Below are 26,093 nucleotides of genomic sequence, written 5' to 3' on the forward strand. Positions count from 1 at the left end.
CCGCGGCGCGCTGCTCCCTACCGGCCCCTTACCGGTGGCGTTACCTGTAGTGAGCGGCGTAGGCCCTGGCCAGGGCCAGGACCTTCTGGACGTACCAGTGGGCGTGGTTGTAGCGGAAGATGGCCTGGTAGAGGGCCTGTCCCCCACGTCCGGCGCCGTTCGCGCACAGGTAGCGGGCGGCGCCGGGGATGGCGTCGTAGGGGTTCATGATGTCGGCCTTGCCGTCGCGGTCCCCGTCAACGCCGTAGGCCCGCCACGTGGCGGGCATGAACTGCATGGGACCGAGGGCGCCCGCGCTGGAGCGGCCCGCATTCCGGCCGTGGTCGCTCTCCACCTGCCCGATCGCGGCCAGCACCGTCCAGGACAGCCCGGGACAGGTCTTGGCGGCACTCTTGTAGAGATCGAGGTAAGTGCCTCCTGTGGACTGGTAGCGCCGCTCGTGCAGGTTCACCACGTCGGCTTCATTGCCGAGGATGCGCTTGACCGCGCGTGCCGTGGTGGCGGGCTCCACCCCTGGGGCGTTCACGAGCACGGCGATGTTGGGCACGAGTCCCATCGACGCGCCCGTCTTCTGGTGGACGAGCATGTCGATGCCCGGGAGGCCCAGGGAGCCGGAGCCGCCCATCACGAGGTTCGGCATGGTCCGTCCCACGACCGGATAGGGGAGGCCCCTGCTGAGCTTGAGCTGTTCCGCCGCGGCCGTGGACACCACGAACTGGTCGGCGGCCAGGGCCTCCCACAGTTGGTTCGCCTTGGCCGTGGCCGGCGGCGTCCAGGAACGGAACGTGGACGGGTCGACCGCGAAGGTGTTCACCGCCCGGCCCTGCAACTGGATGGCGCCGCCCGCCACGGCGATCACGTCCTTGACCCGGCCGAGCTTGGCGATCCGCTGGATCCGGCGCTGGTCGATGGGCGCGCGTCCGACCGCGAGGACGTCCGGTGGCACCACCCGGCGCAGCGGGGCGACCTTGCTGCCCACCGCGACGTTGGTCACCTGGCCGGTGGGGCCGGGGGCGGCGGTCGCCGGCCCGCCCGGCTCCCCGGCGGGCGGCGCGCCCTGCGCCCTGCCCTGGCCGCGCTGATCCTCGCCGGCCGTCGCCACGGCGGCGTACACGCCCCCTCCGAGGGTCACGGCGGTCAGCAGAGCGATCCCGAGTGCGGTCCGGCGCAGCCCCGGATCGTGCCCTTGAGGCCGGGAACTCGAACCGGGCGGGTCGGCGGTCTGGCGCTGCCTCGCCTTCGGAGAAGCCACATCCATTCCCAACGAGTGTCGTCGCAACCGAGTTACGGCCGAGTGTCACGGCGCAGTGCTACGGCCGAGTAGGTGCCGGAGCTACCGGATGGTACGTCATCGGAGGTTCGCGTGCCGGGCACGTTAGGACGAGCAGTAGAGTCCTGCCATGTCCCCCCGCAGCACGCATTCCTGGCATAACTGGGCCGGGAACCAACGGGCCACGCCGCTTCGCGTCAGCACCCCCCGTACCACGGCGGAGGTGGCCGCGGCCGTCAGGACCGCCGCCGCCGACGGTCACACCGTGCGGATGACCGGGACCGGCCATTCCTTCACCGGCGCCGCCGTGGCCGAGGGCGTCCTGCTGCGTCCGGGAGGTCTCACCGCCGTCCGCTCCGTGGACACCGACAGCGGCCTGGTGACGGTCGAGGCGGGCCTTCCCCTGCACGCGTTCAACGAGGTTCTGGACGAGCACGGGCTGGCCCTGGCCAACATGGGGGACATCCAGGAGCAGACCGTCGCGGGAGCGCTGCAAACGGGCACGCACGGCACCGGACGAGACGCCGCGGGGCTGGCCTCCCAGGTCGCCGGGCTCGAAATGGTGCTCGCGGACGGGACCGTGGTGACCTGCTCACGGGACGAGCGACCCGACCTGTTCGACGCCGCACGCGCCGGGCTGGGCACTCTCGGCATCATCACCGCCATCACCTGGCAGACCGTCCCCGCGTTCCTCCTGCACGCCCGCGAGGAGCCGATGCGCTGGGACGAGGTCTTGCAGCGCGTGGACGAGTTCGAGCAGGACAACGAGCACTTCGAGTTCTACTGGTTCCCGCATACCGACGGCTGCCTGACCAAGCGCAACAACCGTTCCGAAGGGCCCGCCAAGCCTCTCCCCAAGGTCAAGTACTGGGTGGACGACCAGTTCCTGTCCAACACGGTCTTCGGCTTGGTGAACAGGGTCACGCGCCGCGTCCCCTCCACCACACCCTTCGTGAACGGCATCTCGACCAGGGCGCTGGGCGCGCGTACCTACACCGACACCTCCTACAAGGTGTTCACCAGCCCGCGTACGGTGCGGTTCAAGGAGCAGGAGTACGCCGTCCCGCGCGAAGACCTCGTCCCCGTGCTCCGGGACCTGCGGGCACTGTTCGACAAGCGCGACTGGCGCATCAGCTTCCCCATCGAGGTCAGGCTTCTTCCCGAAGAGGACGCGTGGCTGTCCATGGCGTACGGGCGGCGCACGGCGTTCATCGCGGTGCACGTGTACTACCGGAACCCGCACGTGGAGTACTTCAAGGGCGTCGAAGAGCTCATGGTCGCGGCCGGAGGACGTCCCCACTGGGGCAAGCTGCACACCCGCGACGCGACGTACCTGGAGAAGGTCTACCCGCGCTTCGGCGACTTCCAGGCGCTCCGCGACGATCTCGACCCCGAGCGGCGGTTCGCCAACGCCTACACCCGCCAGGTCTTCGGCTCCTGAGCCCGTCGCAAGGCCGTCCCTGAGGGCGCTTTCAAGTCATCCTGGGACTGGAGCGACAACCTTCGGTAAGGCAAAGTGTGGAAAAGAATCCACAAGGTTTCGACAGGCGCGCCACGCTCCGGCCTTCGGCACCGGCAGGCTTGACGAAGCCCTCTTCTGCCTAGTGGAGAGGGCTTCGAGAGCGACGATGTTCGGACATGCCGGGTACGGTGCTGGCAGCAGGTGTGTCCGAAGGAGAAACTCGGGAACCCGGGGGAAGGGCACGCATGCGCCCTCGGTGGGCACCGGACGTCCCGCCGGCACGAGCCCGCAGACAGCGGGCCCCGCGCCGCGAGGGCCGTCCAGGAACCCTCCGTGCCATCAAGAAGGGCAGGAAGGACACGCATGCAGGAGCTGCGCCTCGTCGCGGTCAGCGAGGACGGTACGTACCTCGTCCTGGCGACCGCGGGCCGGGGCACCCGGTTCACCCTGCCCGTCGACGATCGGCTGCGTGCAGCGGTCCGTGGGCACTTCTCCCGCCTCGGCCAGTTCGAGATCGAAGTGGAGAGTCCCTTGCGCCCCAAGGAGATCCAGGCTCGCATCCGGTCCGGCGAGACCGCGGAGGAGATCGCCGAGTCGGCCGGCATCCCGGTCGAACGCGTCCGCTGGTTCGAGGGGCCGGTCCTGCAAGAGCGCGAGTACATGGCCCAGCAGGCGCAGCGGGTGGCCGTGCGCCGTCCCGGCGAGTCCACCCCGGGGCCGCCGCTGGGCGAGACCGTCGAGGAACGCCTCGGCCGCGGCGGCGTCGACCTGGACGAGGTCGAGTGGGACTCCTGGAAGTGCGAGGACAACACCTGGCGGATCCGGCTGTCCTTCTTCGACAACGGCCGTCCGCACGCCGCGGAGTGGGTGTTCGACCCGCGCCGCCGGCACGTCTCGCCGCTGGACGAGGTCGCGGCCCGGCTGACCGCCGTCGACTGGGACGACGACGATCTCGGCGACACCGTCACGCCGCTGCTGCCCCGCCGCCCCGCCATGAAGATCGTCTCGGACACGCGTGACCTGGGCTCCCCTGCCGCGCCCGCGCCGCCGCCCCCGCGTGGGATCGGCGCCGGGCCCGAGCCGCGTCCCGCGGACCGTCCCGAACGGCGCATCGAGCCGTCCCGGCAGGAGCCGCTGCGCGCCGCCGAGCCCGTGGCCGAGTACGGCGACCTGGGCCGCGGCGGCGAGTCGCGGCCCCGGCCCGGTCTCGCGGGCGAGCCGCCGGTCGCCTCGCGGCCGCTCAGGCGCCCGCCCGTCCAGGACGCGCCGCCCGAGCCGGAGGCGCCGTCCGTGCCCGCGCCGCTGCCCAAGCCCGCCCCCGCCGTGGAGGAGGAACCGCGGGTCGAGGCGGTCGAGGAGCCCGAGCCCGAGAAGGCCGAGGTCGTCCCGGAGATCCCGGAGCCCGAGCCGGAGATCAGGGCCGCGGACGCCACGAAGACGGCCACGGAGACCGCCGAGGCGCCGGAGGCCGAGGCCGAGCGGCCAGACCAGGACGCGGGCGGGGATGAGGAGGACGCGCGGGAGGCGCCTTCCCCGGAGCCGGAGAAGCCCGCCGCGAGTCAGAAGCCCCCGCAGAAGCCGACCCAGCCTCAGCGGGCGCAGCCGGCCGCCAAGACCCAGCCTCAGCGCCCCGCGCATCGGGAGAGCGGCCGCCCGCCGGCGAAGAAGAAGGCCACGGGACGCCCGTCGATGCCGCCCGCGCCCGCCGACAAGCCCGTGGGCCCACCCGCGGCGGCGGCAGCGCCGTCCACCGAGAGCCCCGCCTCGCCGCAGCGTCCGGCCCGCAACCGGCGCAAGTCGAAGGGCAAGCGCGCCTCCGTCCCGTCCTGGGACGAGATCATGTTCGGTGCCCGCCGCCCGGAGTGACCCCTGGCCGGGGACCGGCTAGGGACGTCGCTCGTCGGCGAGGAAGGGTTCGACCCAGGTCGGCGTGATGTGGGCGGCGAAGGCGACGGCGTCGTGTTCGGCCATGTCGACGGCCGGGTAACCGCCCTCCCCGGCACCGACCGCGACGTCCAGGGTGGCGAGGCCGAGACGCCGCTGGAAGAGGGTGCGGCGCAAGCGCCAGCCCACCACCGCGCCGTGGTCCACCACGACGAGCCGTCGCCGCAGGGAGCCCGACCGTACGGCGAGGCGTGACTCATCGGTGGCGTGGCCGAGTTGCCGGTAGCGGTCCACGCCCAGGGGTACGGCGAGGACGCTCAGCCCTAGGAACACGTAGGCCAGCAAGGACTGGCCCGTGAACAGCGCCAGCACGGCCAAACCGAGCGGTGGCGCGACGGCGCGGACGATACGCCTTCCTCGGGCCGCGGGCGGGTGCCGTACGAGCGGCCCCGGGACCGGCCCCAGGACACGTCCGGCCAGGTCCACCGCGGCGTGGCGCGGAGCGGCGGGGAACAGGCGGCCTCTCTGGACGGCGTCGCCCAGGCCGGTGACCAGGGCGCCGAGCCGTTGCACCCTGGCGAGGCGCTCGAAGGGGTTGTCGGTCAGTTCCACGCCGCGGATCCGCCGCCGTTCGAGCGAGACGCTGCGGCGGGTGACCAGCCCGCGTTCGGCGACGACCGAGCCGTCCCGCGCGTACACGCGGAAGTCCCAGTTGAACGCGGCGAAGGCCAGCGCCGAGGTCACCGGCATCGCCAGCAGGAACAGCACCGCCAGGACCAGGACGGTGCCGGTGGGCAGCCCGACCAGCTCATGCCCCAGATCCGACAGCCGTTCGCGGGTGATCAGCCCCAGGTCGTCGCTCAGGTTGTACAGGGTGCCGATCAGGCTTCCGGCCAGCGCGAACGGGGTCAGCAGGTAGGCGCCGCTGAGCGGGGCGAAGACGAACCAGCGCGGCGGCATCCTGGCCAGCACGCGGCGCGGCTCGGCCTCCCCCGGGGCACCGGGTCCACGTCCCAGCAGCACGCCGCGCAACCGGTCCGCCTCGTGCCGCCCGACGGCGTTGAGCGTGCCCTCGCCGCCGTCCGCGCCCGCGTCGATATGGACGATCGCCAGGCCCAGCAGCCGGTGCGGGAGGGCGGCACTGATGTCGACACCGCGGATCCGTTCGCGTGGGATGGTCGTCACCGAGCGCCCGATGAGGGAACGCCGCAACTCGATGCGGTCCTCGTACACCGTGTAGGTGAACGTGGCCCAGGCGATGACGTGGAACACGAAGCCCAGGCCGAGCCCGATAAGGGTGAAGAAGAACGCGGTGGACAGGCCGCCGACGGCCAAGCCCGCGACGCCCGCCGCCAGAAGCGCCACCATTTCGCGTGCCGCTCCCACGACGAAGGTCAGCGGGTGCAGCCGGGCCCGTACGGGCGCCGGATGCTCGTCCACGCCGTGGCCGGATGTCCGGGCACCGGTGCCGGTGACGCTCGTGCCTTGCTCTGGACGTGTGCCCTGCTCTGGAGGCGGACCGGGGGCGTTCGGGTCGCTGCCGTTCATGTCGCGTCGTCGCGAAGGGCGTGTGCGCGGTGCGCGAGGTCTTCGGCCATACGCGTCGCCAGGTCCGCAGACAGCCCGGAGACCTCGGAGGACCCTGTGTGCGAGGCGGTGTTGACGTGGATCGTCGCTAGGCCGAGGGTGCGTTCGATCCACCCCTGCTTGGTGTCGACCGTCTGGATGCGGCTCACCGGCACCAGCAGCCATTCGCGGCTGAACCAGCCGGTGCGGGTGTAGACCACATCGGCGCTGACCTCCCACCGGTGTACGCGGTACCGCCATACGGGAGCGACGAACACCATCAGGACGCCCACCACCCCGGTCAGCACGGGCAACACCCAGATGTTGGACTTCAGCCATTCGGGGACGTCGTCCCAGTCCGAGCCGCCGACCCAGGCGGCCACGCCCCACGCCAGGCCGGACGCCAGCCCCCAGAGGAGGAGCGACTCGATGGCCCAGTGCGCCATCGCGCGGGGCGACACGCGGTGCGCGGGCGGCCTCAGACGCGGCGGGTGCGGTCCTTCTCCCCCGCCGGTTGGATGAGTCGACCGCGCCGTCGTCACGTCCACGAGTCTAGATCCCAGGGAACGGCGTCCCGCTCCCTGCGCGTTCGAGATGGTGACGCCGGTCTCACGGTTTTGTCGGACCCGGGTGCGAGAGTGGCCGCTTGAACATCGGCCCGCTGTTAGCGCTCTGCCCGCGCCGGCGGGAAAACAGGATGCGCGGCGTTCCGGTCTTCGCCTCATTTTTGCGGGCCGCCGCGTCAGTGCCGAAAGACGTCCGGTCCACAGGTATCTAGGAGATCACATGACCTACGCCATCCAGGCCGATGGCCTGGTGAAGCGCTTCGGGGACACCCAGGCGCTGGCAGGGGTGTCCTTCACCGCCCAGACGGGAACGGTGCTGGGCATGCTCGGCCCCAACGGCGCCGGGAAGACCACCGCGACCCGCGTCCTGGCCACCCTGATCGAACCCACCCAGGGCACCGCCCTGGTCGGCGGCCACGACGTGGTCCGCCACGCCCACCAGGTCCGCCGGCTCATCGGACTGACCGGCCAGTACGCCGGCGTCGACGAAATGCTCACCGGCACCGAGAACCTCATCATGATCGGCCGCCTGCTCGGACTGACCCGCCGCGCCGCCAAGGCACGCGCCGCCGAACTCCTGGCCGACTTCGGCCTCACCGACGCCGCCGAACGCCCCGCCAAGACCTACTCCGGCGGCATGCGCCGCCGCCTCGACCTGGCCGCCAGCCTCGTCGGACGCCCGCAGATCCTGTTCCTGGACGAACCCACCACCGGACTGGACCCCCGCAGCCGCACCGGCCTGTGGGACATCGTGCGCGGCCTGACCACCGACGGCGTCACCGTCCTGCTCACCACCCAATACCTGGAAGAGGCCGACCAGCTCGCCGACGACATCATCGTCATGGACCGCGGCCAGATCATCGCCCACGGCACCCCCGACCAGCTCAAAGCCCAGGTCGGCGGGCAGGTCCTGGAAATCCGCGCCCGCCACCAGGCCGACACCCCCACCGTGGCCGGCATCGCCGCCGACCTGGCCGGCGCCACCCCCGAGATCCGCGACGGCCTGGTCGCCGTCGCCATCACCGACCCCGCGATCATGCCCGCCATGGTCCGCCGCCTCGACGAGACCGGTGTCGTCCTCACCGAGCTGTCCATGCGCAAATCCAGCCTGGACGAGGTCTTCTTCGCCCTCACCGGCCACCACACCGACCACCACGACACCGACACCAGCACCAGCACCGACACCGACAGCGACGCCGAAGCCGGCACCGGTGACCTGGCCGAGCCGGCCGACAAGGAAGGGGCCCCGGCGTGAGCGCTACGAGGATCGCGGCGCCGTCGGCGCCGGGTTTGACACGGCGGGTTCCGCCGGCGACCGCCGCGCGCAACATCGCGACGCTGGCCTGGCGCAACCTGGTACAGATCAAGCACAACCCCATGGAACTGCTGGACCTCAGCATCCAGCCGATCATGTTCGTGCTGCTGTTCGCCTACGTGTTCGGGCCCGCGATGGCCGGCAGCGTCGAGGCGTACCTGCCGGTCGTGATCCCGGGGATCATCGCGCAGAACGCGCTGTTCGCGGGAATGACCACCGGGTTCGGGCTCAACACCGACATCACCAAGGGGGTCTTCGACCGGTTCCGCAGCCTGCCGATCAGCCGTAGCGCCCCGCTGGCCGGGCGCATCATCGCCGACACGACCAAGCAGGCCTGGTCGATGCTGGTCCTGCTGTCGGTGGGCTTCGCCATCGGCTTCCGCCTGGGCACCTCCCCCTTGGCGCTCCTGGGCGCGTTCGTCCTGCTGCTCGCCTTCGCCGTCCTGTTCTCCTGGACGTCGGTCTACATCGCGATGAAGGTCAACGAGCCGGAGAAGGTGCAGATCTTCGGCTTCGTCGTGATCTTCCCGCTGAGCTTCCTGAGCACCGCGTTCATCCCCTCGACCCGGGGCATCCCGGGCCCGGTCGCCTGGGTCATGGACAACAGCCCGGTCACCCACCTGGTCGAGGCCATGCGCGGCCTGCTGGTGGGCGGCCCGGTCATGGACCACGCCCTGATCGCCCTCGCCTGGGGTGTGGGCATCTCCCTGGTCTTCGCACCGCTCTCCCTGCGCGCCTTCAAGCAGCGCGCCTGAGTCAACGCCTGAGCCAACACACACCTGGCGGCGGGCACCTCACCGCAGCGCCACTGTGCGGTTGCTTGGCGAACGTGAGCGGGTCCTGGGCTCCGGTCGTGGAGCCCAGGACCCGCTTGTCTCGTTGAGGGGTGGTGGAGGTGTGCCTACGCGGCGTTCTCCCTGGCCTTGTCATCCTGGGACTGCTGCCTGGGCTGTACGTCCCCCATGGCGGCCAGTTCGAACTCGGCCCTCGGCTGCTCGATGCTGCCGAGCGACACCGTCTCCCGCTTGAAGAACATCGCGAGCGTCCAGTCGGCCAGGACGCGGACCTTGCGGTTGAGGGTCGGCACCCGCGAGACGTGGTACGTCCGGTGCATCACCCAGGCCGGGAAGCCCTTGACCTTGAAGCCGTAGGTGTTGGCGACGCCCTTGTAGAGGCCGAGCCCGGCGACGGACCCGACGCTGTTGTGCACGTAGGGCTTGAGGGTCTTGCCCCGCAGCGACCGCACCAGGTTGTCGGCGAGCACCTTGGCCTGACGGACGGCGTGCTGCGCGTTGGGAGCGCAGTACATGCCCTCCTGCGTGAGGTCCGGCACGGCCGCGTTGTCACCGGCCGTGAACGCCCGCACGACGCCCTCGACGGTCAGGTACTCGGTGGCCTTCACCTGTCCCCGCTCGTTCAGCGGGAGGTCGGAGTTGCGGACGACGGGGGACGCCTTGACGCCGGCCGTCCAGACCAGGGTGCCGGCGGCGAAGCTGCTGCCGTCCGAGCACTCGATGTTCCCGCCCACCGCGGACTGCAGGAAGGTCTTGAGCTTCACGTCGATACCGCGTCCCCGCAGCTGCTCGGCGGTCCAGCGGCCCATCTCGGGGCCGACCTCGGGAAGGATGCGGTCGGCGGCCTCGATGAGGACGAACCGCAGGTCCTCCCTGGTGACCTTGCGCATGTACTTGACCGCGCCGCGGGCCATGTCCTCCAGCTCGGCCAGCGCCTCGACACCGGCGAAGCCGCCGCCGACGAAGACGAAGGTGAGCGCCTTGCGGCGGACCTCCTCCTCGTCGGTGGACTCGGCGATCTCCAGCTGGGCCAGGACGTGGTTGCGCAGGTGGATGGCCTCACCGATGGTCTTGAAGCCGATGCCGTACTCGGCCAGCCCGGGGATGGGCAGCGTACGGGACACCGAGCCGGCGGCCATGACCAGGTAGTCGTAGGAGATCCGCTCGGGCGGTCCGGCCAGCGGCTGCACGATGGCCCATCGCTCGGCGTGGTTCAGCTCGGTCACCCGGGCGTTGCGCACGGCGCACCGCTTGAGCGCGCGGCGCAGCGGCGTGACGACGTGGCGGGGCGAGACGTTGCCCGCGGCCGCCTCCGGGAGGAACGGCTGGTACGTCATGTACGAGTTGGGGTCGACGACCGTGATGCGGACGTCGCCTCGCTTGAGCTCGCGGCGGAGCTTCTTCTGCAGGCGCAGCGCCGTGTACATGCCCACATAGCCGCCACCCACGATCAGTACGTGGGGAGCACCAGGGGTGCCCTCGGCGGTCCTGGCCATTGCGGCCTCCTCAGTCAGGCTGGCTTGTGAATACATTCACAAACTACCCCATCGAGCGGCCGGACATCAAGCGATCATTACAGAAAGTTGGCAGAACTTTCCGATTCGGCAAGTTTGGACCGTTGCGGGCGGGTGAAATGCGCCACTCCTTCGCCAAGAAATGGACAATCGGTGTCATAGTCGCATGACCGATGTCACATTCCGTGACGTACCCCACGTCCCGCCGAGGGGCGGGCGGAGGCGGCGGTGACGCAGGACACAGAACCGGCCCGATACCGACCACGAGCCGACCAGGTGCCGACCAGGTGCCGACCAGGTGAATCCAGGGAGGCCGGGGCGCCGGGTGGGCCGGGAATGAGGCGTCCCGGCGGCGCCGAACCTCTAAGGTGGGGCGGACGAGAAAGGGGGCGCCGAGCGGGAACGTACGGGCCTGCGCGGAGGCCGCCAAGATAAGGGAAATCCGGCGGAACGCCTGCGTACGATCTCGCCCCGGGGAGCCAACGATGATGAGCAAGGATCGGCGTCCGATCATGGCCGCGGCGGGCGCCCTCGCGCTCGCCGGCACGGTCGGGCTCAGCGGCTGCGGGCTGCTCGGGCTGGACCGCACCAGCAGCGCGGAGCTGTCGGAATGGTTCACCGTCACCAGCCCGGTCTTCCGCGATGGGCGCGACTTGCCCACGCGCTACGCCTGCGCGACGTACCCTGGCGGGACGGGCAAGACCCCGCCGCTGCGGTGGTCGGGGACCCCGGCGGGGACCCGTTCGTACGCGATCGTCATGGACGACCCGGACGCCGAGACCGGCGCCTTCGTCCACTGGGTGATCGGCGGCATCGACGGGACCACGCAACTGCTGGGCGAGGACGCCCAGCTGGACGAGAAGGTCGAAGGACTGAACACGAGCGAGAAGGTGGGGTACTCGCCGCCCTGCCCGCCCAAGGGCGAGCGGCACCGGTACCGCTTCACCATCTACGCGCTGAACACCGAGGTCCCGTTCCGCGGCGGAGCGTCGCTACAGGACTCCCTGGGCTCCATCGCCAAGCACACGCTGGGCCGGGGCAGGATCACCGGGTACTTCGGCAGCAGGCAGTCGTCTTGACCATACGGCTGACGGGACGAGAAGGTGCCCGTAACGTGAGGTCAGGGCGGACCCCGCGGGGGGCCGAGCGGAAAGGGGACGTGCCGATGGGCCGCTCCGGGCGGTTGATCCGGGTTGGCCAATCGGTGCGCGCCGTGTGAGGCTAGATGCGCGCGAAGGGTGTGACAACGGTCATCGCGGCCGAACAGTCCCGGACTAGGTCCTCCGGGCACCGGCCGCTGGCGATAATCGGGACGAACCCGGGGGCCGCGCGGGCGACTCTCGCTGGGCCAAGGCATTGGGTGGTGGCATGACAACTTACATCGTGGTCTTCGGCCTGATCGTGGTCGTGGTCCTGGTCGTCGTCCTGGTCGTCCTGGGCCTGCGGGCCAGCCGGGCGGGACGCGACGACGATGAATGGGACGACCAGCCACAGCGCGGCTACCGCTCCCAGGACGACATGGACGGCGACTCCTACGGCACCGGGTACGACAACGGGTACGACAACGGCTATGACTCCGGGGGGTACGAGGGCGACGGCTACGGCCCGTCCCAGCCCGACCCCGAGTACGACCGCCGTGTCGCCGGTGGACCTCTCGCCGCCCCCACGCCCGCCCAGGCGCCACCCCCCGGGCCGGCCAGCGACGAGATGGAAGACGACGACTACTGGGCGACCATCACCTTCGACAAGCCCAAGTTCCCCTGGCAGCACGACAAGAACACCGAAGAGGTCGACCCGGCCGCCGACCCGCTCAACGCGCGCTCCGACGACGCCATCCCCGGTGACCCGATGCCCGGCGAGCCCGTCCACGAGCACCCGGCGCACGCGCAGGACGACCCCGTCTACGCCCAGCAGCGTCCCGAGCCGATGATGACCCAGCCGGTGTCGATGGGCGCCGACATGCCCGCGGCCCCGGGTGGCCCCGGCGGCACGCGCGGCGGCGGTATGCCCGGCGGGCTCGGCGCTCCCGGCGCGGGGCCGGGCCTGGGTGGCGGCGACTACGGCTCGACCGGCCCGCAGCAGGCCCCGTCCTACTCCCCCGCCGCCTCGTACGGGGGCGACCAGGGCATGGGCTCGCCGTACGGCGACCCCGGCTCGACGGCCGCCGACCCGCTGAACGCGGACCCGCTCGGGACGTCGACCCTGGGCACCGGCCCGCAGGGTTCCTACGGCGGCTCGGACTACCCGCCCTCGTCCTACGGGCACGGCGGCTCCGGCACGGGTCTCGACCAGCCCGCCTACGGGGGCACGCAGTCGCCCTATGGGAGCGACGCGTCCTCCTACCGTCCCTCCTCGCCTTCCGACGCCGACCCGCTGGGCACGGGACGTACGGGCACGGGACCCATGGCGACCGGGTCGGGCATGGGCGGCCCCAACCCCTCCGACCCTCTCGGCCTGTCGCTCGGCTCGCACTCGGAGCCCCCGCAGCCCCCGCAGCCGTCCCAGCCGCCGGCGCCCGCCATGCCGAGCGGCGGGTACACGGGCGCGTCGTCCGCCCCGCCCGCCTCGTCCGCCGGGGCTTCGCCGTCCGACACCGACGGCCACCGGCTGCCGAGCGTGGACGAGCTGCTCCAGCGCATCCAGAACGACCGCGCCCGCTCGGCCGGAACGGGCGGCGGGACGGACTCCGGCCTGGGGTCCAACCCACTCGACACGGGCGGCTCCTACGGAAGCTCGCTCAGCGACCCGCTGAACGACCCGCTGAGCCCGTCGACGCCCGCCCCGTCCTCCGGGTACGGCTCCAACGCTCCCGGCGGCTCCACCGGGCCGTGGTCGGCTCCCACGCCGTCCGGTGACTCCGGTTCGGGCTACTCCGGCGTGGGCGGCTCCACCTCCGGCTACGGCGGGCAGAGCGAGGGCTACCCGACGTCCCCCGCCTATGGCGACACCGCGGGACCGCGCTACGACGACCCCCTCGGCGGCGGCCGTGATACGCAGGGATCGTTCGGCACGGGCCAGACCGGCGGTGCCCTGGGCTCCGCCTCCCCCGAGGCCGGCCGGTACGGCGACTTCAGCGGAAGCAGCTACAACGGCGGCGGCTCCGACCCGGGCATGGGCGGCTCCGTGGGCGGCTACGGCGACCCCAACGCGACTCAGGCGTACAGCGGCGACCCGAACTCCACCCAAGCCTACGGAGGCTCCTACTACGGCTCGCAGGGCGGCGGCTACCCGGGCTCCTCCGGCCCGTCCGACACCGGCGGCGGCTCGTACGGCTCCTCCTACCCCGACCAGAACCGCCCACAGGACGACTGGGAGAACCACCGCGACTACCGCCGCTAGAGGCCACGTGCCCTGAGCCGGGCGATGGGCGGGGGCCGGGTTCCGGCGGGAACGACCGCGCTTGGTACTAATGGGGCGTGGCTAGCGACCTATCACCGTCGCGCACATCGTCCGCCAATGTCCGCTGGTGGGCTCCTTGGGCTAATCGACGGCGCGTTAAGGACGGATCCGAGCCTGACGGGGCGGACGTCGCGGCGAGCGAGGTGCTGTTCGCCGGTGTGCGGGAATATCAGGGGCGGACGGCACGGCTGGTGCGGCCGATCCTGGCGGAGCTGGCGTTCGAGCAGAAGCCCGAGCACCTGTTCATCACCTGCGTGGACTCCCGGGTGGTGCCCAACATCATCACCGCCAGCGGGCCGGGCGACCTGTTCATCAACCGGAACGTCGGCAACCTGGTTCCCGGGTTCGGGTCGCGGACGCCGGACGACTCGGTCGCCGCGACCGTCGAGTACGCGATCGAGGTGCTGGGCATCCGCACCATCACGGTGTGCGGCCATTCCAACTGCGGCGCGATGGCGGCGCTGCTGGCCGGTGGCGCGGAGGTCGCCCACCTGCGCGGGCTGACCCGATGGCTGAGGCACGGCACCCAGAGCCTGGCGAGGTTCCTGGCCAGCGAACCCGGCGAGGGCGACGAGTCGCCCCTGGCCCGGCTGTGCCAGATCAACGTGATGCAGCAGCTCGACAACCTGCGCAGCTATCCCTGGCTGCGCGCCCGGGTGGAGGCCGGCGAGTTGGAGCTCGTGGGTCTGTATCTGGACTTGGAGACCGCGAACGTACGTGTCCTGGACCCGGCCGCGGGGGTTTTCGTCCCCGTCCCGGGCGAGGCCCCGGGCGGCGCCCGGACGACCGGGCGGCCCGGGTAGGCCGGGACCGCGGACCGTCCCGCCGGACGGCCCGCGATCTCAGTGGGCGGCGAGCCGGTCGTGCGCGGGCACGACGAAGGCGGTCTCGCCGCCGAAGGTCGGGTGGCCATCGGCGCTGCGGGCGTACATTCCGGTCACCCGGCGCGCCCGCCGCGCGCGTCCCGTGGTCGCGGGCATGTAGAGGTTGTCGCGCCGGCTGGCCCGCGCGAAGTCGAGCAGGTAGACGAGAGACGCCAGCAGTCCGACGAGACCGACGACCAGGGTTACCGCGAAGAACATCGGTACTCCTCTCTGCGGGACCGGCCCCGCTGGTCCCGCCGTCACCGCCGATCCCCCAAGGTGATCAGCACTACTACTGTGAAGGTAGGCCGGATGCCGGGAGGTGTTTGTGTCGTATGACACCGAACACGGAGAGGAGTTGAGAATTTCTCCGAACTACCCCCGAGGGCGGTCAGCGGGACATCCGCGAACACCCACGGTGCACGACCGGCCGATCCCCTGGTACCGGCCGCTTCCGGCGCGGACGGCCGCTCAGGTCACGACGACCTCGACCTGGAGACGGCGCCGTCCGCCGATGACCCGTCCCGCCGGGCGCGCCGCCGGATCGACCCCGGCCCGCGCTTTCCGTGGGACGAGGTCAAGGCGTTCTGGGATCAGATCAGCGACGCCTCGACCTGCGGATCCAGTCCCACCTTCGGCCGGTCGGGGCGCTGCGGCGGCTCGCCGCCGATGCGCTGAAGCCATTCCCACGTGTCCGCCACGGTCTCGGTGACCGGACGGCATTTCAGCCCGGCCGCGACCGCCTTCGCGACATCGGCCTCGTGAATGGTCGCGTGCGCCTCCCCCGGCGGAATCCAGATCGGCAGGTCGGTCCACGGCTCGACCCCGGCCCCCAGGATCGCCTCCGGCTCGACCCACCGCAATTCGGCGTCCGACCCGGTCACCCGAACGCACGTTTCGAGCAATTCCCGCATCGTGGTGAAGCCGCTCGGACTGATCATGTTGTAGGGGCCGTGGAGCCCCGCCGCCGCGGCGTCCAGGCACCAGATGGCCATGTCCCGCGCGTCGATGTACTGCAACCCCAGGTCCCGCGGCCCGGGCGCGAGCACCGGCCCGCCCCGCGCGACGCGCCGCAGCCACCATGGGAGACGCCCGATGTTCTCGTAGGGCCCCAGGATCAGGCCCGCCCTGACCAGCAGCGCCCGATCCCCGAACCCCCGCAGCGCGCCCAGTTCCCCGCCGCGCTTGGCCTGGGCGTAGGGCACGTCGTCCCCGTCCTCGTCGGCCGACCCATCCACCAAGGCCGCGCCCTCGTCCGCCCCCGCCGCGGTCGGGAACTCGTACACCGAACGGCTGGAGACGTACACGTACCGTCCGGCCCTGTCCTTAAGCGCCTCTGCCGCGTCCCGCACGGCCACCGGCGCCCACGACCAGGTGTCGACGACGACGTCCCACTCCCCCTGCGCGAGGGCTTCCAGCCCGCCCGGCTTCGTCCGATCGCCGCGCAACGCCGTCACCCCGTCCGGCGCCGCGTGCGTGCCCCGATTGAACACACTGACGTCCCAGCCCTTGGCCAACGCCTCCTCGACGAACGCCCGCCCGACGAACTCCGTCCCACCCAAGATCAGTACCCGCATACGGCCACTCTGCCGCCCCGAGCCCGTCTCGAACACCCCTCACGCTCCAGGCGAACACCACCATCCACAGGAGGCACCCCCAACCCGGCGGTCACCTCGCGCGGTGTCCTCAGGGCCCCACAACCTCGGACGCGGGGGGCTGGTGATAGTGATCTCCGAGGGCCCGAGGTCGTAGTCGGCGCTGATGAGAAGGTTTCTTGAGAGGTTGATGACGTCGGTGGGGCAGGTGGAGCTTTCAACCCAACCGCCATTTGCGTTGGCCGTGCCCGCATGATTCTCAGCCGCGGATCGGGCGGGTTGGAATAGGTCGCGGGCGCGTGAACTATGGCGACCGCCGTGCAGGAACCGACACCGGGGATGTTCCCGGTCAGCTGCAGAGACACATTAGTGACCTTGCCCTCCACCTCGCGCGTGGCCGGGTTGTATTTGAATGCCCCAAAGCCTGCGATTCCGCGCTGCTCCACCTGCCACGTGGTGTTGTCCGGACCCGTGCAATTGCGGGGGAAGGACAAGCGCACGGAGCCAAGATTGCCGCGGGGCGGGCCGGTTGTATCGGCTATAGCACCCGACACGACGGTGTCGCACGTAATAAGGGTTTGCGAGGTCCCTGGTTGGTGCCGGATGGTCAGGGCGCCAGTGCTGGTGTAGGAGCCGCCGTTGCTGACGGTCCAGTACGGCAGCCTCGACGGCCCAGGGATGCGCTGGACAAGGCGTGCAGGTCTGCGCTTGCGCCCTGACGCTGCCGCGGTGCTGGTCAGGGAGTTGGGCGGCGGACGAGTCGGCCTGTAGGCCGGGTTCTGTCCTCGCGTGAGCGAGGGGCGGCCATCCATCTCGGGATGCCGTTGCCGGCATCCTCCAGCGGTCTACCCGCAGGCTCGGGCGGGCCGCCCTCGGACGCCTGCGCGGAGCGCCCTCGGGCGCTCCTTCTTGACCTTGCTCCGGGTGGGGTTTACCGAGCCGCCCACGTCACCGTGGGCGCTGGTGAGCTCTTACCTCACCGTTTCACCCTTACCACCGTGGCGGTGGCGGTTTGTTTTCTGTGGCACTGTCCCGCGGGTCACCCCGGGTCGGCGTTACCGACCACCCTGCCCTGTGGAGCCCGGACCTTCCTCGGCGGGGCCTTCGCCCCGACGCGGCCGCCCGGCCGGCTCGTCCGCCGTAGGTCCCAGGTTACCTGGGGAGGCGTGCCAGCGCCGCCTCGATGCGTTCCGCCGGCACGTCGGAGTCCTCCAGTTCGCCGGACATGTAGCGGTCGTAGGCGCTCATGTCGAGATGGCCGTGGCCGCAGACGGCGGCGAGGATGACCTTGGACTCGCCGGTCTCGGCGCAGCGGCGGGCCTCCTCGATGGTGGCCGCCAGGGCATGGGTCGGCTCGGGGGCCGGAATGATGCCCTGGGTACGTGCAAACAGCACGCCCGCCTCGAAACATTCCCGCTGGGGTTTCGCGACGGCCTCGAAGAGGCCCAGCTTGTACATGTGGGACAGGAGCGGGGCCATTCCGTGGTAGCGCAGGCCGCCGGCGTGGATCGGGTCGGGGATGAAGTCGTGGCCCAGGGTGTACATCTTCATGAGCGGGGTGAAGCCCGCGGTGTCGCCGAAGTCGTAGGCGTACCGGCCCTTGGTGAGGGACGGGCAGGCGGTCGGTTCCACGGCGAGGACGCGGGGGCTGATGCCGCCCGCCAGCTTCTCGCGCAGGAAGGGGAGCGCCAGGCCCGCGAAGTTGGAGCCGCCGCCCGTGCAGCCGATGATCAGATCGGGCTCCTCCGGTAGTTGCTCCAGGGCCTCCTCTCCGATGACCGTCTGGTGCATCAGGACGTGGTTGAGGACGCTGCCCAGCGCGTAGCGGGTGTCGGCGGCGGCGCCCGCGCGCTCGACCGCTTCGCTGATGGCGATGCCGAGGGAGCCGGGCGAGGACGGGGACTCGGCCAGGACCTTGGCGCCGGAGGCCGTCTCGTCGGACGGGCTGGCGTGGACGCGGGCGCCGTACAGCTCCATCATGCGGCGGCGGTACGGCTTCTGGTCGTAGGAGGCCCGCACCATCCAGATCTCGCAGTCGAGGTCGAACTGCGCGCAGGCGAAGGCGAGGGCGCTCCCCCATTGGCCCGCGCCCGTCTCGGTGGTGAGGCGGCGGACGCCCTGGCGCGCGTTGTAGAAGGCTTGGGGCACGGCGGTGTTGGTCTTGTGCGAGCCGACCGGAGAGACGCCCTCGTACTTGAGGTAGATGCGGGCGGGGGTGCGCAGGGCCCTTTCCAGGCGTTCCGCGCGGATGAGGGGCGTGGGGCGCCACAGGCGGTAGATCTCGCGGACCTCGTCGGGGATGGTCACGAACCGGTCAGTGCTGACCTCCTGCTCGATCAGCTCCATCGGGAAGAGGGGCGCCAGGTCGTCGGGGCCGATGGGCTGCCTCGTGCCCGGGTGCAGCGGCGGGGGCGGTGGTTCGGGCAGGTCGGCGACGATGTTGTACCAGCGGGTTGCCTCCATGTGGACCTCCCCCGGGGGCCGGTGTCCTCCACGCACCGTAGGGCGGGAGCGCCCACGGCGGAAGTCCCGGCCCCTCCCCGGATTCGCCTAGAGAAGATGATGCGTGTCGTTGAACGAGCGCAGGGATGCGGGCCCGTCGTCATACCAGTCGATCAGGGAGAGGGAGGCCACGTCCAGGTTCATCCGGTAAAGGGACGACAGGGGCGCGCCCAGGGCCTCGCGCACCAGGAGCTTGATCGGCGTCACATGGGAGACGACCAGGACGGTCTGCCGCCGGTGCCGCTGCTTGAGCGTGTCGAGGGCCATGCGGACGCGGCGTTCGACCGAGGTGAAGCTCTCCCCGCCGGGCGGGGGGACGGACGGGTCGGCGAGCCAGGCCGTGACCTCGGCGGGCCAGCGCCGTCTCGCCTCGGCGAAGGTCAGGCCCTCCCACTCGCCGAAGTCGGTCTCGCGGAAGCCGTCCTCGACGTGGACCTCGGCCCCGGTGGCGGCGGCGACCTCGGCGGCGGTGTCGCGGCAGCGGGACAGCGGCGAGGTGATCACCGCGTCGAGGGCGCGGCTCTTGAGGGCGCGGGCGGCGGCGCGGGCCTGGGCACGGCCGTTGTCGGTCAGGGGGAAGTCGCCGATGCCGGCGAAGCGCCGCTCGGCCGACAGCGGGGTCTCACCGTGCCTCAGGAGGAGGGTCGTCGTCGGCGCGCCCTTGGCCGTCGACCACGCCTGTGAATGAGCCGAGCCCTGAGGGTCCTGGGGCTCTTCGCCCGTCCGGAAGGGCGGTTCGGGCTTGTGCTCGGGGATCTCCTCGCGGCGCCACTTCTCGCCGCGGGCGGCGGCGTCCATGGCCTGGTTGGCGAGCCGGTCGGCGTGGGCGTTGCGGTCGCGCGGCACCCACGTGTAGGCGACCGCGCCCAGGGACGAGGCGAGGGTCCGCGCCTCGTCCGCCAGCGGCACCATGTCGGGGTGCTTGATCTTCCAGCGGCCGGACATCTGCTCGACCACCAGCTTGGAGTCCATCCGCACCTCGATGTCGGCGGACGGGTCGAGCTCCGCGGCGGCGCGGAGCCCGGCGATCAGCCCGCGGTACTCGGCCACGTTGTTGGTGGCGTGCCCGATGGCCTCGGCCACCTCGGCGAGCACCTCGCCGGTGAGCGCGTCCCGTACCAGCGCCCCGTACCCGGCGGGGCCCGGGTTGCCCCGCGAGCCGCCGTCCGCCTCGACGATCACCTTGCGCGCCATGCTCACGCTCCCCCGTCCGCGATCACAGCCCGGACTCGGGGGTGCGGACGAGGATGCGGCGGCACTCCTCGCAGCGGATCACCTCGTCCTCGGGGGCCTCGCGCATCCGGTTGAGGTCGACGGTGTTGATCGCCAGGTGGCAGCCCTGGCAGGCGCCGCGGTGGAGGGGCGCGGCGCCGACGCCGCCGAACTGGCCGCGCAGCTTCTCGTACAGGCCGAGCAGCTCGCCGGGGATGTCCTTGGCGACCGCGGCGCGGGCGGCGGTGGTGGTGCCCACCTCGTCGTCGATCTCCTTCTGCGCCGCGTCCCTGCGCTGGACGACGGCGGCCAGCTCGGCCTCGGCCTTGTCGCGTTCGGCGCGCAGGGCGGTGACCCGGGCGTCGGCCTCCTCCCGCCGCTCCATGATCTCCAGCACCACCTCCTCCAGGTCGGACTGGCGGCGCTGCAGCGAGGCGATCTCGGCCTGCAGCCCGCTGAGGTCCTTGGCGGAGGTCACCTGGCCGGAGTCCAGCCGCTGCTGGTCGCGTTCCGCCCTGGCCCTGACCTGGTCGACGTCCTGCTCGGCCTTCTTCTGCTCCCGGTCCAGGTCGCCGACCTCGGTCTCGGCGGCGACGATCGCGTCGCGCAGCTCGGTCAGCCTGCCCTCAAGACGCTCGACCTCGGCCAGCTCGGGCAGCGTCCGGCGGCGGTGCGCCAGCCGGTCCAGCGTGCTGTCGAGCTCCTGGAGGTCGAGCAGGCGAAGCTGGGCTTGCGGTGCGGCTTTCACTTTGCTCCTTCTATGACGTCGGACGCGGTCCCGGGAGTCGGCGTGGCCGTACCCGGGGAGGCGTCGTGCAGGCGCCACGCGTCGGTGACGAGCGTGGACACCCTGGTCTCCAGCTTGGCCGCCGCGTCCCCGGATCCGGTGAGGGCGCGTTCGGCGTCGGCCAGCCAGGGCCATTCGGTGGCCCAGTGCGCGGCGTCGATCAGGGCGGGGCCGCCGTGCTCGGCGAACGCCATGAACTCCGACGCGGGATGGTGCCGCAGGTCGGCGGTGAGGTAGACGTCCACGCCCGCGGCGCGCGCGGTGTCGAGGAGCGAGTCCCCGGCGCCGCCGCAGACCGCGACGGTACGGACGGCGCGGTCCGGGTCGCCCGCGGCCCGCAGCCCCCAGGCCGTGGACGGCAGCCCGGACGCCGCCAGGGCGGTGAACGCGCGCAGCGTCATGGGCTCGGGCAGCTCCCCGATGCGGCCGAGGCCCCGGCGCGGGTCGTCGGCGGCGGGTGCCAGCGGCCGTAGCCCCCCGGTCAGCCCCACCGCCCTGGCCAGCGCGTCGGAGACGCCCGGATCGGCCACGTCGGCGTTGGTGTGGGCGGTGTAGAGCGCGAGCCCGTTCCTGATCATCCGGTGGACGAGCCGCCCCTTGGGCGTGGTGGCGGCGACGCCGTGCACCCCGCGCAGCAGCAGCGGATGGTGGACGATCAGCAGGTCGGCGCCCCACTCCAGGGCCTCGTCCACGACGGCGGCGACGGGGTCCACCGCGAACAGCACGCGGCCGACCTCCTGGTCCGGGTCGCCGCAGACCAGGCCGACGGCGTCCCATGGCTCGGCCCACGACGGCGGGTAGAGCTCCTCCAGGGCCGCGATGACATGGGATAGACGCACGTCCCGCAGGCTACCGGCTCGGACCGCTCCAGCCGAGTCGCCCGCGCCCCTCGGCACGACGCGTCGGCGTTCCGCCGGCCGGGTACCGGATATCGTGTGGTCTCCACGGACGTCCCGGGCGATCCCCGGGGCCGTGGAAGGGGAGGTCCGCCCGCCCTGCCGCCCGCCGCCATCCAGCCGACGGGTCCGATCCGGGATCATTTCAGTGGCCCATCGCGTTGGAGTTTCGTGTGAAGTCACCCTTCCGTCGCCGTAAGCGCGTCAAGATCAAGGGCCGCGCGCTCGGGCGGCCCAGGCCGGCCGAGGAGCCGGAGGTCGTGGACTGGCCCCAGGAGGGCACCGGCAGGACGTCCCTGATGGGCGCGATCCGCGGGGACGGCGAGACCGGCGCCGGGTTCGGCGGCGGCATGTTCGAGGATCTCGCTTCCGCGTTCGAGGGCTCCAAGAAGGTCAAGCAGGAGGAGCAGGAGGCGCAGAAGACGCGCCGCCAGGACGACCACCGGGAGGCCGGGGACGGGCTCGCCGTCCGCGACGACCTGGAGTCCGGCAAGATCCGCATCCGCCGGGCGGGCGGCACCGCGCCCCCCGTGGCCGATGATCCGCCCGCCGCGTCCCAGTAAGTGACATCTGTCCGAGCAGTATCGAACACATGTTCGAGAGTCGGATATCGTGGCGTCGTGAGCACGTATGTTCCGCCCGGCTGGCCGTCCCAGGTCCACCCTCCGGGCTCTGAGCGCTTCGAGGACACGGCGCTGGCGTGGCTGCTCGAACTCGTGCCGCCCGAGTACCGCCGTTACGGCGTGCTGCGCCGCTATCCCGTCGCCCTGGCCAGGATGGCCAGGCACCACGTGAACGCCTCCGTCGAGGCGGCCCGCGAGGGGTTCCGCACGGCCAGGGTGGATCTCGGGGACGTGGTCCCGCCCCATGGCATCGAGGCGGTGCTCGACACCTACCGCCGCGAGGGCGCGCGCCTGGTCAGGCTGCTCCAGGGCATCGAGCTGGTGGAGACGGCCCTGCGCGGCCTTGAGCAGCCCGACGACCCCGACTACCGCCGTCCCTTCACACCGAAGCTCTGACCGCCAACCGGCCCAGGCCCAAACCGGCCTAGGCCCGTGGTCCGGAGGGGACGGCGGTGAGGAAGCGTGGCGGCCGTTCACCCAGGCCGTGCAGCATCGTCTGCACGCTCTTGCGTATCTGCGGTACGGCCCGTACCGGTGCCAGAGCCACCACGCACCGCCCGATCGCCAGGCCGCCCAGCGCCCCGGCCCCGCACGCGGTGTCCAGGGCCAGGTCGAACGCGAACTCGCCCCGGACATGTCCCGCACTGAGCAGGGCTCCGAAGGCCCCCAGGTCCCCTGCCCGCAGCGCGGCAGCGGCGGTGAGCGCTAGGAGGCGGCTGTGGACGACGGGGAGCGTACGGTCGATGCCGAGATCCATCACCAGCAGCCGCAGTCCCGCCTTCGCCAGGTCGCACGGCAGTCGCTCCACGGCGTCGCCCCGCAGCAGGAGGGCCTGCCCAGGACGAGCGTGCAGAGCCGTGAGGTGCCCGAGGCGGGACGTGGGGTCACAGTCGGCAGCCGCCTCCGTGCCGTGAAGGTCATGCAAAGCCTGTGACACGACGCAGTATGTCTCACCGCCGTTGAGCAGGCCCGTCTCAAGGGGCAGCTCACGATTCACCACCATCCGCGCCCCGGCCACCTTGTGCGCCGTCAGGGCGCGGAGAGCGGGCGCCGCCCAATCCGGTGGCTCGCCCTGAGCGTCGGTGTAGCGGTCGGAGTGGTGGTTCATCGAACGAAGGTCGGTGGGGCCCGGCGCGAGGGCGACGGTCACGCCCCAGCGCAGGCCGACCGTCAGGGCGTGCCCTTCGCCGCCGCCCAGCAAGGTCAGGGCTCCCGGGACGTGCCGCAGGCCGTCGGGCGCCTCCCCGAACATCCGCTCGAACACGTACGCGGTCAGCCGCAGGTCCGGATCGGTCACTCGCGCGCCGGCCGTGGCGCACACGGCCGAGGTCATGCCAGCTTCTCCAGGCGGTCGGCGGCCTCGGCCGCGCCACCGGCGGCGGTGAACGACGCGCCGACGCGCGCGGCGGCGTCCGCGAAGCCCGGATCGTCCAGCACGGCGCCCAGCGCGGACCGCAGCTCGCCGGTCCGGACGCGCCCGTACCGGACGGTGACGCCCGCCCCCGCTCCGGCCACCTGCCCGGCCACGACCGGCTGGTCGGCGCGGACGGGCGCGACCACCAACGGCACGCCGTCGGCGAGCGCCTCGCAGACGAGGCCGTGGTCGCCGAGGGTGACCACCGCCGACGCCCGTTTGAGCAGCGCGGACCGCGGGACACGCTCGCGCACCAGCACGTTCCCCGGCGGCTCCGGGACGGCGCGGGGCGGCGCGACGACCACGGCCCGCGCGTCCAGGCCACGGACGGCCTCGGCGGCGGTCCGGCAGAACCGCTCCCCCGCGGGTCCGTCCGTCTCGCCGAGGTCGACCAGCACCACCGGGCGGTCGCCGCCCTCGTCCAGCCACGGCCACGGGAAGTCGCCGCCGGACGGCTTGGCCCGCACCGGCCCGACGAACGCGAAGTGGTCGGGGAAGACGGAGGTGTCGCCGATCAGCCCGCCGGTGGTGAACGCCAGCACGAGGTGGTCGGAGAAGCGGGGGTCGAGCGGGTCGCCGATGCCGTGCCCGGCCTGGAAGTCGCCGATCACGTCCCGGACCCACTCCTCGACCCGGGGCAGCGCCGCCAGCGGCCGGGCGAACTCGGCCGAGGTGACCGCCGAGGTGGCCCAGGGGAGGCCCGCCGACCGCGCCGCCACCGCACCGGCCAGCGCGTGCTGGTCGGAGACCACCACGTCCGGGTGGAACCGCTTGATGGCCGACCGGGCGCCGGGCAGCGTCGCCTCCCCGAGCGGGACGATCAGTTCCTCCCACAGGAACCGCAGCGCGGCCGGTCCGCGCAGGCCGAGCCATTCCCGGCGGGCCCGCTCAAGGCGGGGGCCGAGCGCGTCGTCCTCCGCCGTGAAGATCATCGAGCCGCGCCGCAGCAGCCGTTCGAGGGTCGCGCGGTGACCGGCCCACGCCACCTTGTGGCCGCGCCGCGCCAGTTCCGCGCCCACCGCGACGGTCGGCGCCACATGCCCGGGGAGCGGGGGGACGGTGAACAGGAAGCGCCGCCGGTCGTCCCCTTCGCGGCGCGGCGGGGTGGGACGCTTGAGCGTGCCGTCCTCGCCGAGCAGGGACGGCACCCGCACTCTGCGGCTCACGGCGCGACACCTCCCGCCCGCGCTCCGTCGCGGACCTCCGGGACGCTCCGGACGTTCGTGCCCGCCTGGTGGCCGAGCCGGGGGGCCGGCGGGTGGGGCAGCCGTTCGGACAACCAGGGCAACATGACCTCCAGGATTTCGGCGGTGCCCTCGGCGGGGAGGCCGTGGTCGTGGCCCGCCAGGATGTGCAGCGTGCAGTCGGGGACGCAGCGCCGCAGCAGGCGCGGCGCCTCTCTCAGGCCGTCGGCCCCCATGCCGGAGCGCTCTCCGTACACGGCGAGGACGGGGCACGCCAGCCGCGCGAGCGCGGCGGGCGGCACCGGTTCGGCGGACGCGAGATCATCGAGCAGGCTGGTGCGGTTGACGACGCCGGCGGACGCCTCCCAGCGGCCGAAGACGGCCCGCGGGCCGGCAGGCCGCTCGTACTCCAGGACGAGCGCCAGCCTGCCGAGGGTGTTGAGCAGGTCCTCGTTCCACTCGCCCGGACGCTCGGACGGCCCGCAGGCGTCGATCAGCACGAGGCCCGCGACCCGCCTGGGACGCGCCAGGGCGGCGTTCAGCGCGATGGCGCCGCCGAAGCCGCGGGCCACCAGGAACACCGGCCGCCTGTGCCCGAGCGCGTCCAGCAGCGCGAACAGGTCGGCCACCGACTCCGCGACGCGGTACCCGGTGGCGGTGCCGGCGGAGCGCCCGTGGCCGCGCAGGTCGTACAGGACGCCCCGGGCTCCGGCGTCGCGGACGTGAGGGGCGAGGCCGTCCCGGAACCCCGGCGGGTCGTCGGTGACCGGCCCGTGAACGAACACCACCACGGGCGCCGGGCCGGCCGCGGGGACCCCTGGCGGGTCCATCACCTGGACGTGGAACGCGTTGCCCCGCGCGATGACCTCAGGCATGCGCTCAGACTTCGGCGGGGCTCGTGCGGGACCCCGCGAGCGCCGGTCCCTCGGGCGCGGGCCCCGCGCTCGGGAGGGATCCGAGCCGGGACTCGATGTGCTCCACCAGGTCACCGACCGTCATGCCGGCGATCTGGTCCAGGTCCATCCCGGCGACCAGCGCGACCGGGTCCACCGCGGCCCCGTAACGGTGCCGCAGCCGTTCGGCCAGCGCGACGAACTCGACGCTCTCCAGCGCCAGGGCGCCGTTGAGCGCGGTCTCGGGGCCCACCTCGACCTCCATCAGGAAGTCGTCGCCGACCACGTCGACCAGCGCCCGGACGACCTCGGACAGGACTTCGTCCGCTCGTGCCACTTCGCTTCGTGCTCCCA

General features: G+C 72.1%; 23 protein-coding genes and 1 other RNA gene. 9 read left to right on the forward strand and 15 right to left on the reverse strand.

Translation table 11 applies throughout. From position 1 onward, the window contains the following. Positions 1 to 40: 40 nt before the first annotated feature. Positions 41 to 1,258 (reverse strand): lytic transglycosylase domain-containing protein, encoded by a 1,218-nt coding sequence (locus ACGWYJ_RS12660; protein WP_395106102.1) that lies wholly within the window; start codon positions 1,256 to 1,258, stop codon positions 41 to 43. Positions 1,259 to 1,400: 142 nt separating this feature from the next. Between ACGWYJ_RS12660 and ACGWYJ_RS12665 the strand changes: the two genes are divergently transcribed. Next, entirely contained in the window at positions 1,401 to 2,711 is a 1,311-nt protein-coding gene (locus ACGWYJ_RS12665; protein ID WP_395106103.1) for a D-arabinono-1,4-lactone oxidase, read from the forward strand. A gap of 384 nt (positions 2,712 to 3,095) precedes the next feature. Beyond that, complete coding sequence (gene sepH / locus ACGWYJ_RS12670; protein ID WP_395106104.1) at positions 3,096 to 4,598, forward strand: septation protein SepH; 1,503 nt, start codon at positions 3,096 to 3,098, stop codon at positions 4,596 to 4,598. Between the two features lie 18 nt (positions 4,599 to 4,616). On the opposite strand, the gene ACGWYJ_RS12675 is transcribed toward sepH, so the two are convergent. Next, positions 4,617 to 6,164, reverse strand: a complete 1,548-nt coding sequence (locus ACGWYJ_RS12675) for a PH domain-containing protein (RefSeq protein WP_395106105.1) — start codon at positions 6,162 to 6,164, stop codon at positions 4,617 to 4,619. Then, a complete protein-coding gene (locus ACGWYJ_RS12680; protein WP_395106106.1) occupies positions 6,161 to 6,628 on the reverse strand; it encodes a PH domain-containing protein in 468 nt (155 codons plus the stop codon). Before ACGWYJ_RS12680 ends, ACGWYJ_RS12675 begins: the two co-directional genes overlap by 4 nt. 340 nt (positions 6,629 to 6,968) lie before the next feature. Between ACGWYJ_RS12680 and ACGWYJ_RS12685 the strand changes: the two genes are divergently transcribed. Together ACGWYJ_RS12685 and ACGWYJ_RS12690 are read left to right on the forward strand one after the other, a co-directional pair. Continuing rightward, on the forward strand, positions 6,969 to 8,003 hold the full coding sequence (locus ACGWYJ_RS12685) for an ATP-binding cassette domain-containing protein (protein ID WP_395106107.1): 1,035 nt from the start codon (positions 6,969 to 6,971) through the stop codon (positions 8,001 to 8,003). Continuing rightward, positions 8,000 to 8,818, forward strand: a complete 819-nt coding sequence (locus ACGWYJ_RS12690; protein WP_395106108.1) for an ABC transporter permease — start codon at positions 8,000 to 8,002, stop codon at positions 8,816 to 8,818. The genes ACGWYJ_RS12685 and ACGWYJ_RS12690 overlap by 4 nt, the downstream gene beginning before the upstream one ends. Positions 8,819 to 8,964: 146 nt before the next feature. On the opposite strand, the gene ACGWYJ_RS12695 is transcribed toward ACGWYJ_RS12690, so the two are convergent. After that, complete coding sequence (locus ACGWYJ_RS12695; protein ID WP_395106109.1) at positions 8,965 to 10,353, reverse strand: NAD(P)/FAD-dependent oxidoreductase; 1,389 nt, start codon at positions 10,351 to 10,353, stop codon at positions 8,965 to 8,967. Positions 10,354 to 10,856: 503 nt separating this feature from the next. On the opposite strand from ACGWYJ_RS12695, the gene ACGWYJ_RS12700 reads away from it, so the two are divergent. The 3 genes from ACGWYJ_RS12700 to ACGWYJ_RS12710 all read left to right on the forward strand — a co-directional run bounded on the left by ACGWYJ_RS12700 (position 10,857) and on the right by ACGWYJ_RS12710 (position 14,573). After that, positions 10,857 to 11,450: a YbhB/YbcL family Raf kinase inhibitor-like protein gene (locus ACGWYJ_RS12700; RefSeq protein WP_395106110.1), complete on the forward strand. Its 594-nt coding sequence runs from the start codon at positions 10,857 to 10,859 to the stop codon at positions 11,448 to 11,450. A 289-nt stretch (positions 11,451 to 11,739) separates the two neighbouring features. Next, on the forward strand, positions 11,740 to 13,710 hold the full coding sequence (locus ACGWYJ_RS12705) for a hypothetical protein (protein WP_395106111.1): 1,971 nt from the start codon (positions 11,740 to 11,742) through the stop codon (positions 13,708 to 13,710). Between the two features lie 218 nt (positions 13,711 to 13,928). Further along, positions 13,929 to 14,573 (forward strand): carbonic anhydrase, encoded by a 645-nt coding sequence (locus ACGWYJ_RS12710; protein WP_395106112.1) that lies wholly within the window; start codon positions 13,929 to 13,931, stop codon positions 14,571 to 14,573. A 39-nt stretch (positions 14,574 to 14,612) separates the two neighbouring features. Here the strand turns inward: ACGWYJ_RS12710 and ACGWYJ_RS12715 are convergent, their stop codons facing one another. The 7 genes from ACGWYJ_RS12715 to ACGWYJ_RS12745 all read right to left on the reverse strand — a co-directional run bounded on the left by ACGWYJ_RS12715 (position 14,613) and on the right by ACGWYJ_RS12745 (position 21,568). Continuing rightward, positions 14,613 to 14,852: a hypothetical protein gene (locus ACGWYJ_RS12715; protein WP_395106113.1), complete on the reverse strand. Its 240-nt coding sequence runs from the start codon at positions 14,850 to 14,852 to the stop codon at positions 14,613 to 14,615. A gap of 374 nt (positions 14,853 to 15,226) precedes the next feature. After that, positions 15,227 to 16,210 carry an NAD-dependent epimerase/dehydratase family protein gene (locus tag ACGWYJ_RS12720; RefSeq protein WP_395106114.1) on the reverse strand — a complete coding sequence of 328 codons (984 nt, stop codon included), beginning with the start codon at positions 16,208 to 16,210 and terminating at the stop codon, positions 15,227 to 15,229. Between the two features lie 770 nt (positions 16,211 to 16,980). After that, positions 16,981 to 17,362, reverse strand: an RNA gene (gene rnpB / locus ACGWYJ_RS12725) — RNase P RNA component class A. 18 nt (positions 17,363 to 17,380) lie between these two features. Then, positions 17,381 to 18,691 carry a TrpB-like pyridoxal phosphate-dependent enzyme gene (locus ACGWYJ_RS12730; protein WP_395106115.1) on the reverse strand — a complete coding sequence of 437 codons (1,311 nt, stop codon included), beginning with the start codon at positions 18,689 to 18,691 and terminating at the stop codon, positions 17,381 to 17,383. 87 nt (positions 18,692 to 18,778) lie between these two features. Then, the gene (locus ACGWYJ_RS12735; protein WP_395106116.1) at positions 18,779 to 19,924 is read right to left on the reverse strand and encodes a bifunctional RNase H/acid phosphatase; all 1,146 of its coding nucleotides are present in this window, start codon (positions 19,922 to 19,924) and stop codon (positions 18,779 to 18,781) included. A 22-nt stretch (positions 19,925 to 19,946) separates the two neighbouring features. Continuing rightward, positions 19,947 to 20,690, reverse strand: coding sequence for a zinc ribbon domain-containing protein (locus ACGWYJ_RS12740; RefSeq protein ID WP_395106117.1), 744 nt, complete (start codon positions 20,688 to 20,690; stop codon positions 19,947 to 19,949). Then, positions 20,687 to 21,568, reverse strand: coding sequence for a Nif3-like dinuclear metal center hexameric protein (locus ACGWYJ_RS12745; RefSeq protein WP_395106118.1), 882 nt, complete (start codon positions 21,566 to 21,568; stop codon positions 20,687 to 20,689). Before ACGWYJ_RS12745 ends, ACGWYJ_RS12740 begins: the two co-directional genes overlap by 4 nt. A gap of 230 nt (positions 21,569 to 21,798) precedes the next feature. On the opposite strand from ACGWYJ_RS12745, the gene ACGWYJ_RS12750 reads away from it, so the two are divergent. Continuing rightward, entirely contained in the window at positions 21,799 to 22,188 is a 390-nt protein-coding gene (locus ACGWYJ_RS12750) for a DUF6191 domain-containing protein (RefSeq protein WP_395106119.1), read from the forward strand. Positions 22,189 to 22,245: 57 nt separating this feature from the next. Then, a complete protein-coding gene (locus ACGWYJ_RS12755) occupies positions 22,246 to 22,644 on the forward strand; it encodes a hypothetical protein (RefSeq protein WP_285696782.1) in 399 nt (132 codons plus the stop codon). 28 nt (positions 22,645 to 22,672) lie between these two features. Here ACGWYJ_RS12755 and ACGWYJ_RS12760 read toward each other — a convergent pair whose 3' ends face one another. The 4 genes from ACGWYJ_RS12760 to ACGWYJ_RS12775 are packed head-to-tail and all read right to left on the reverse strand — an operon-like array spanning position 22,673 to position 26,076. After that, positions 22,673 to 23,581, reverse strand: a complete 909-nt coding sequence (locus tag ACGWYJ_RS12760; RefSeq protein WP_395106120.1) for a hypothetical protein — start codon at positions 23,579 to 23,581, stop codon at positions 22,673 to 22,675. After that, complete coding sequence (locus ACGWYJ_RS12765; protein WP_395106121.1) at positions 23,578 to 24,828, reverse strand: glycosyltransferase; 1,251 nt, start codon at positions 24,826 to 24,828, stop codon at positions 23,578 to 23,580. Before ACGWYJ_RS12765 ends, ACGWYJ_RS12760 begins: the two co-directional genes overlap by 4 nt. Then, positions 24,825 to 25,721: an alpha/beta fold hydrolase gene (locus ACGWYJ_RS12770; protein ID WP_395106122.1), complete on the reverse strand. Its 897-nt coding sequence runs from the start codon at positions 25,719 to 25,721 to the stop codon at positions 24,825 to 24,827. The genes ACGWYJ_RS12765 and ACGWYJ_RS12770 overlap by 4 nt, the downstream gene beginning before the upstream one ends. Positions 25,722 to 25,725: 4 nt before the next feature. After that, positions 25,726 to 26,076: an acyl carrier protein gene (locus ACGWYJ_RS12775; protein ID WP_395106123.1), complete on the reverse strand. Its 351-nt coding sequence runs from the start codon at positions 26,074 to 26,076 to the stop codon at positions 25,726 to 25,728. Between the last annotated feature and the right edge of the window lie 17 nt (positions 26,077 to 26,093).

It is taken from the genome of Actinomadura sp. SCN-SB (assembly GCF_043906805.1).
Taxonomy (GTDB): domain Bacteria; phylum Actinomycetota; class Actinomycetes; order Streptosporangiales; family Streptosporangiaceae; genus Spirillospora.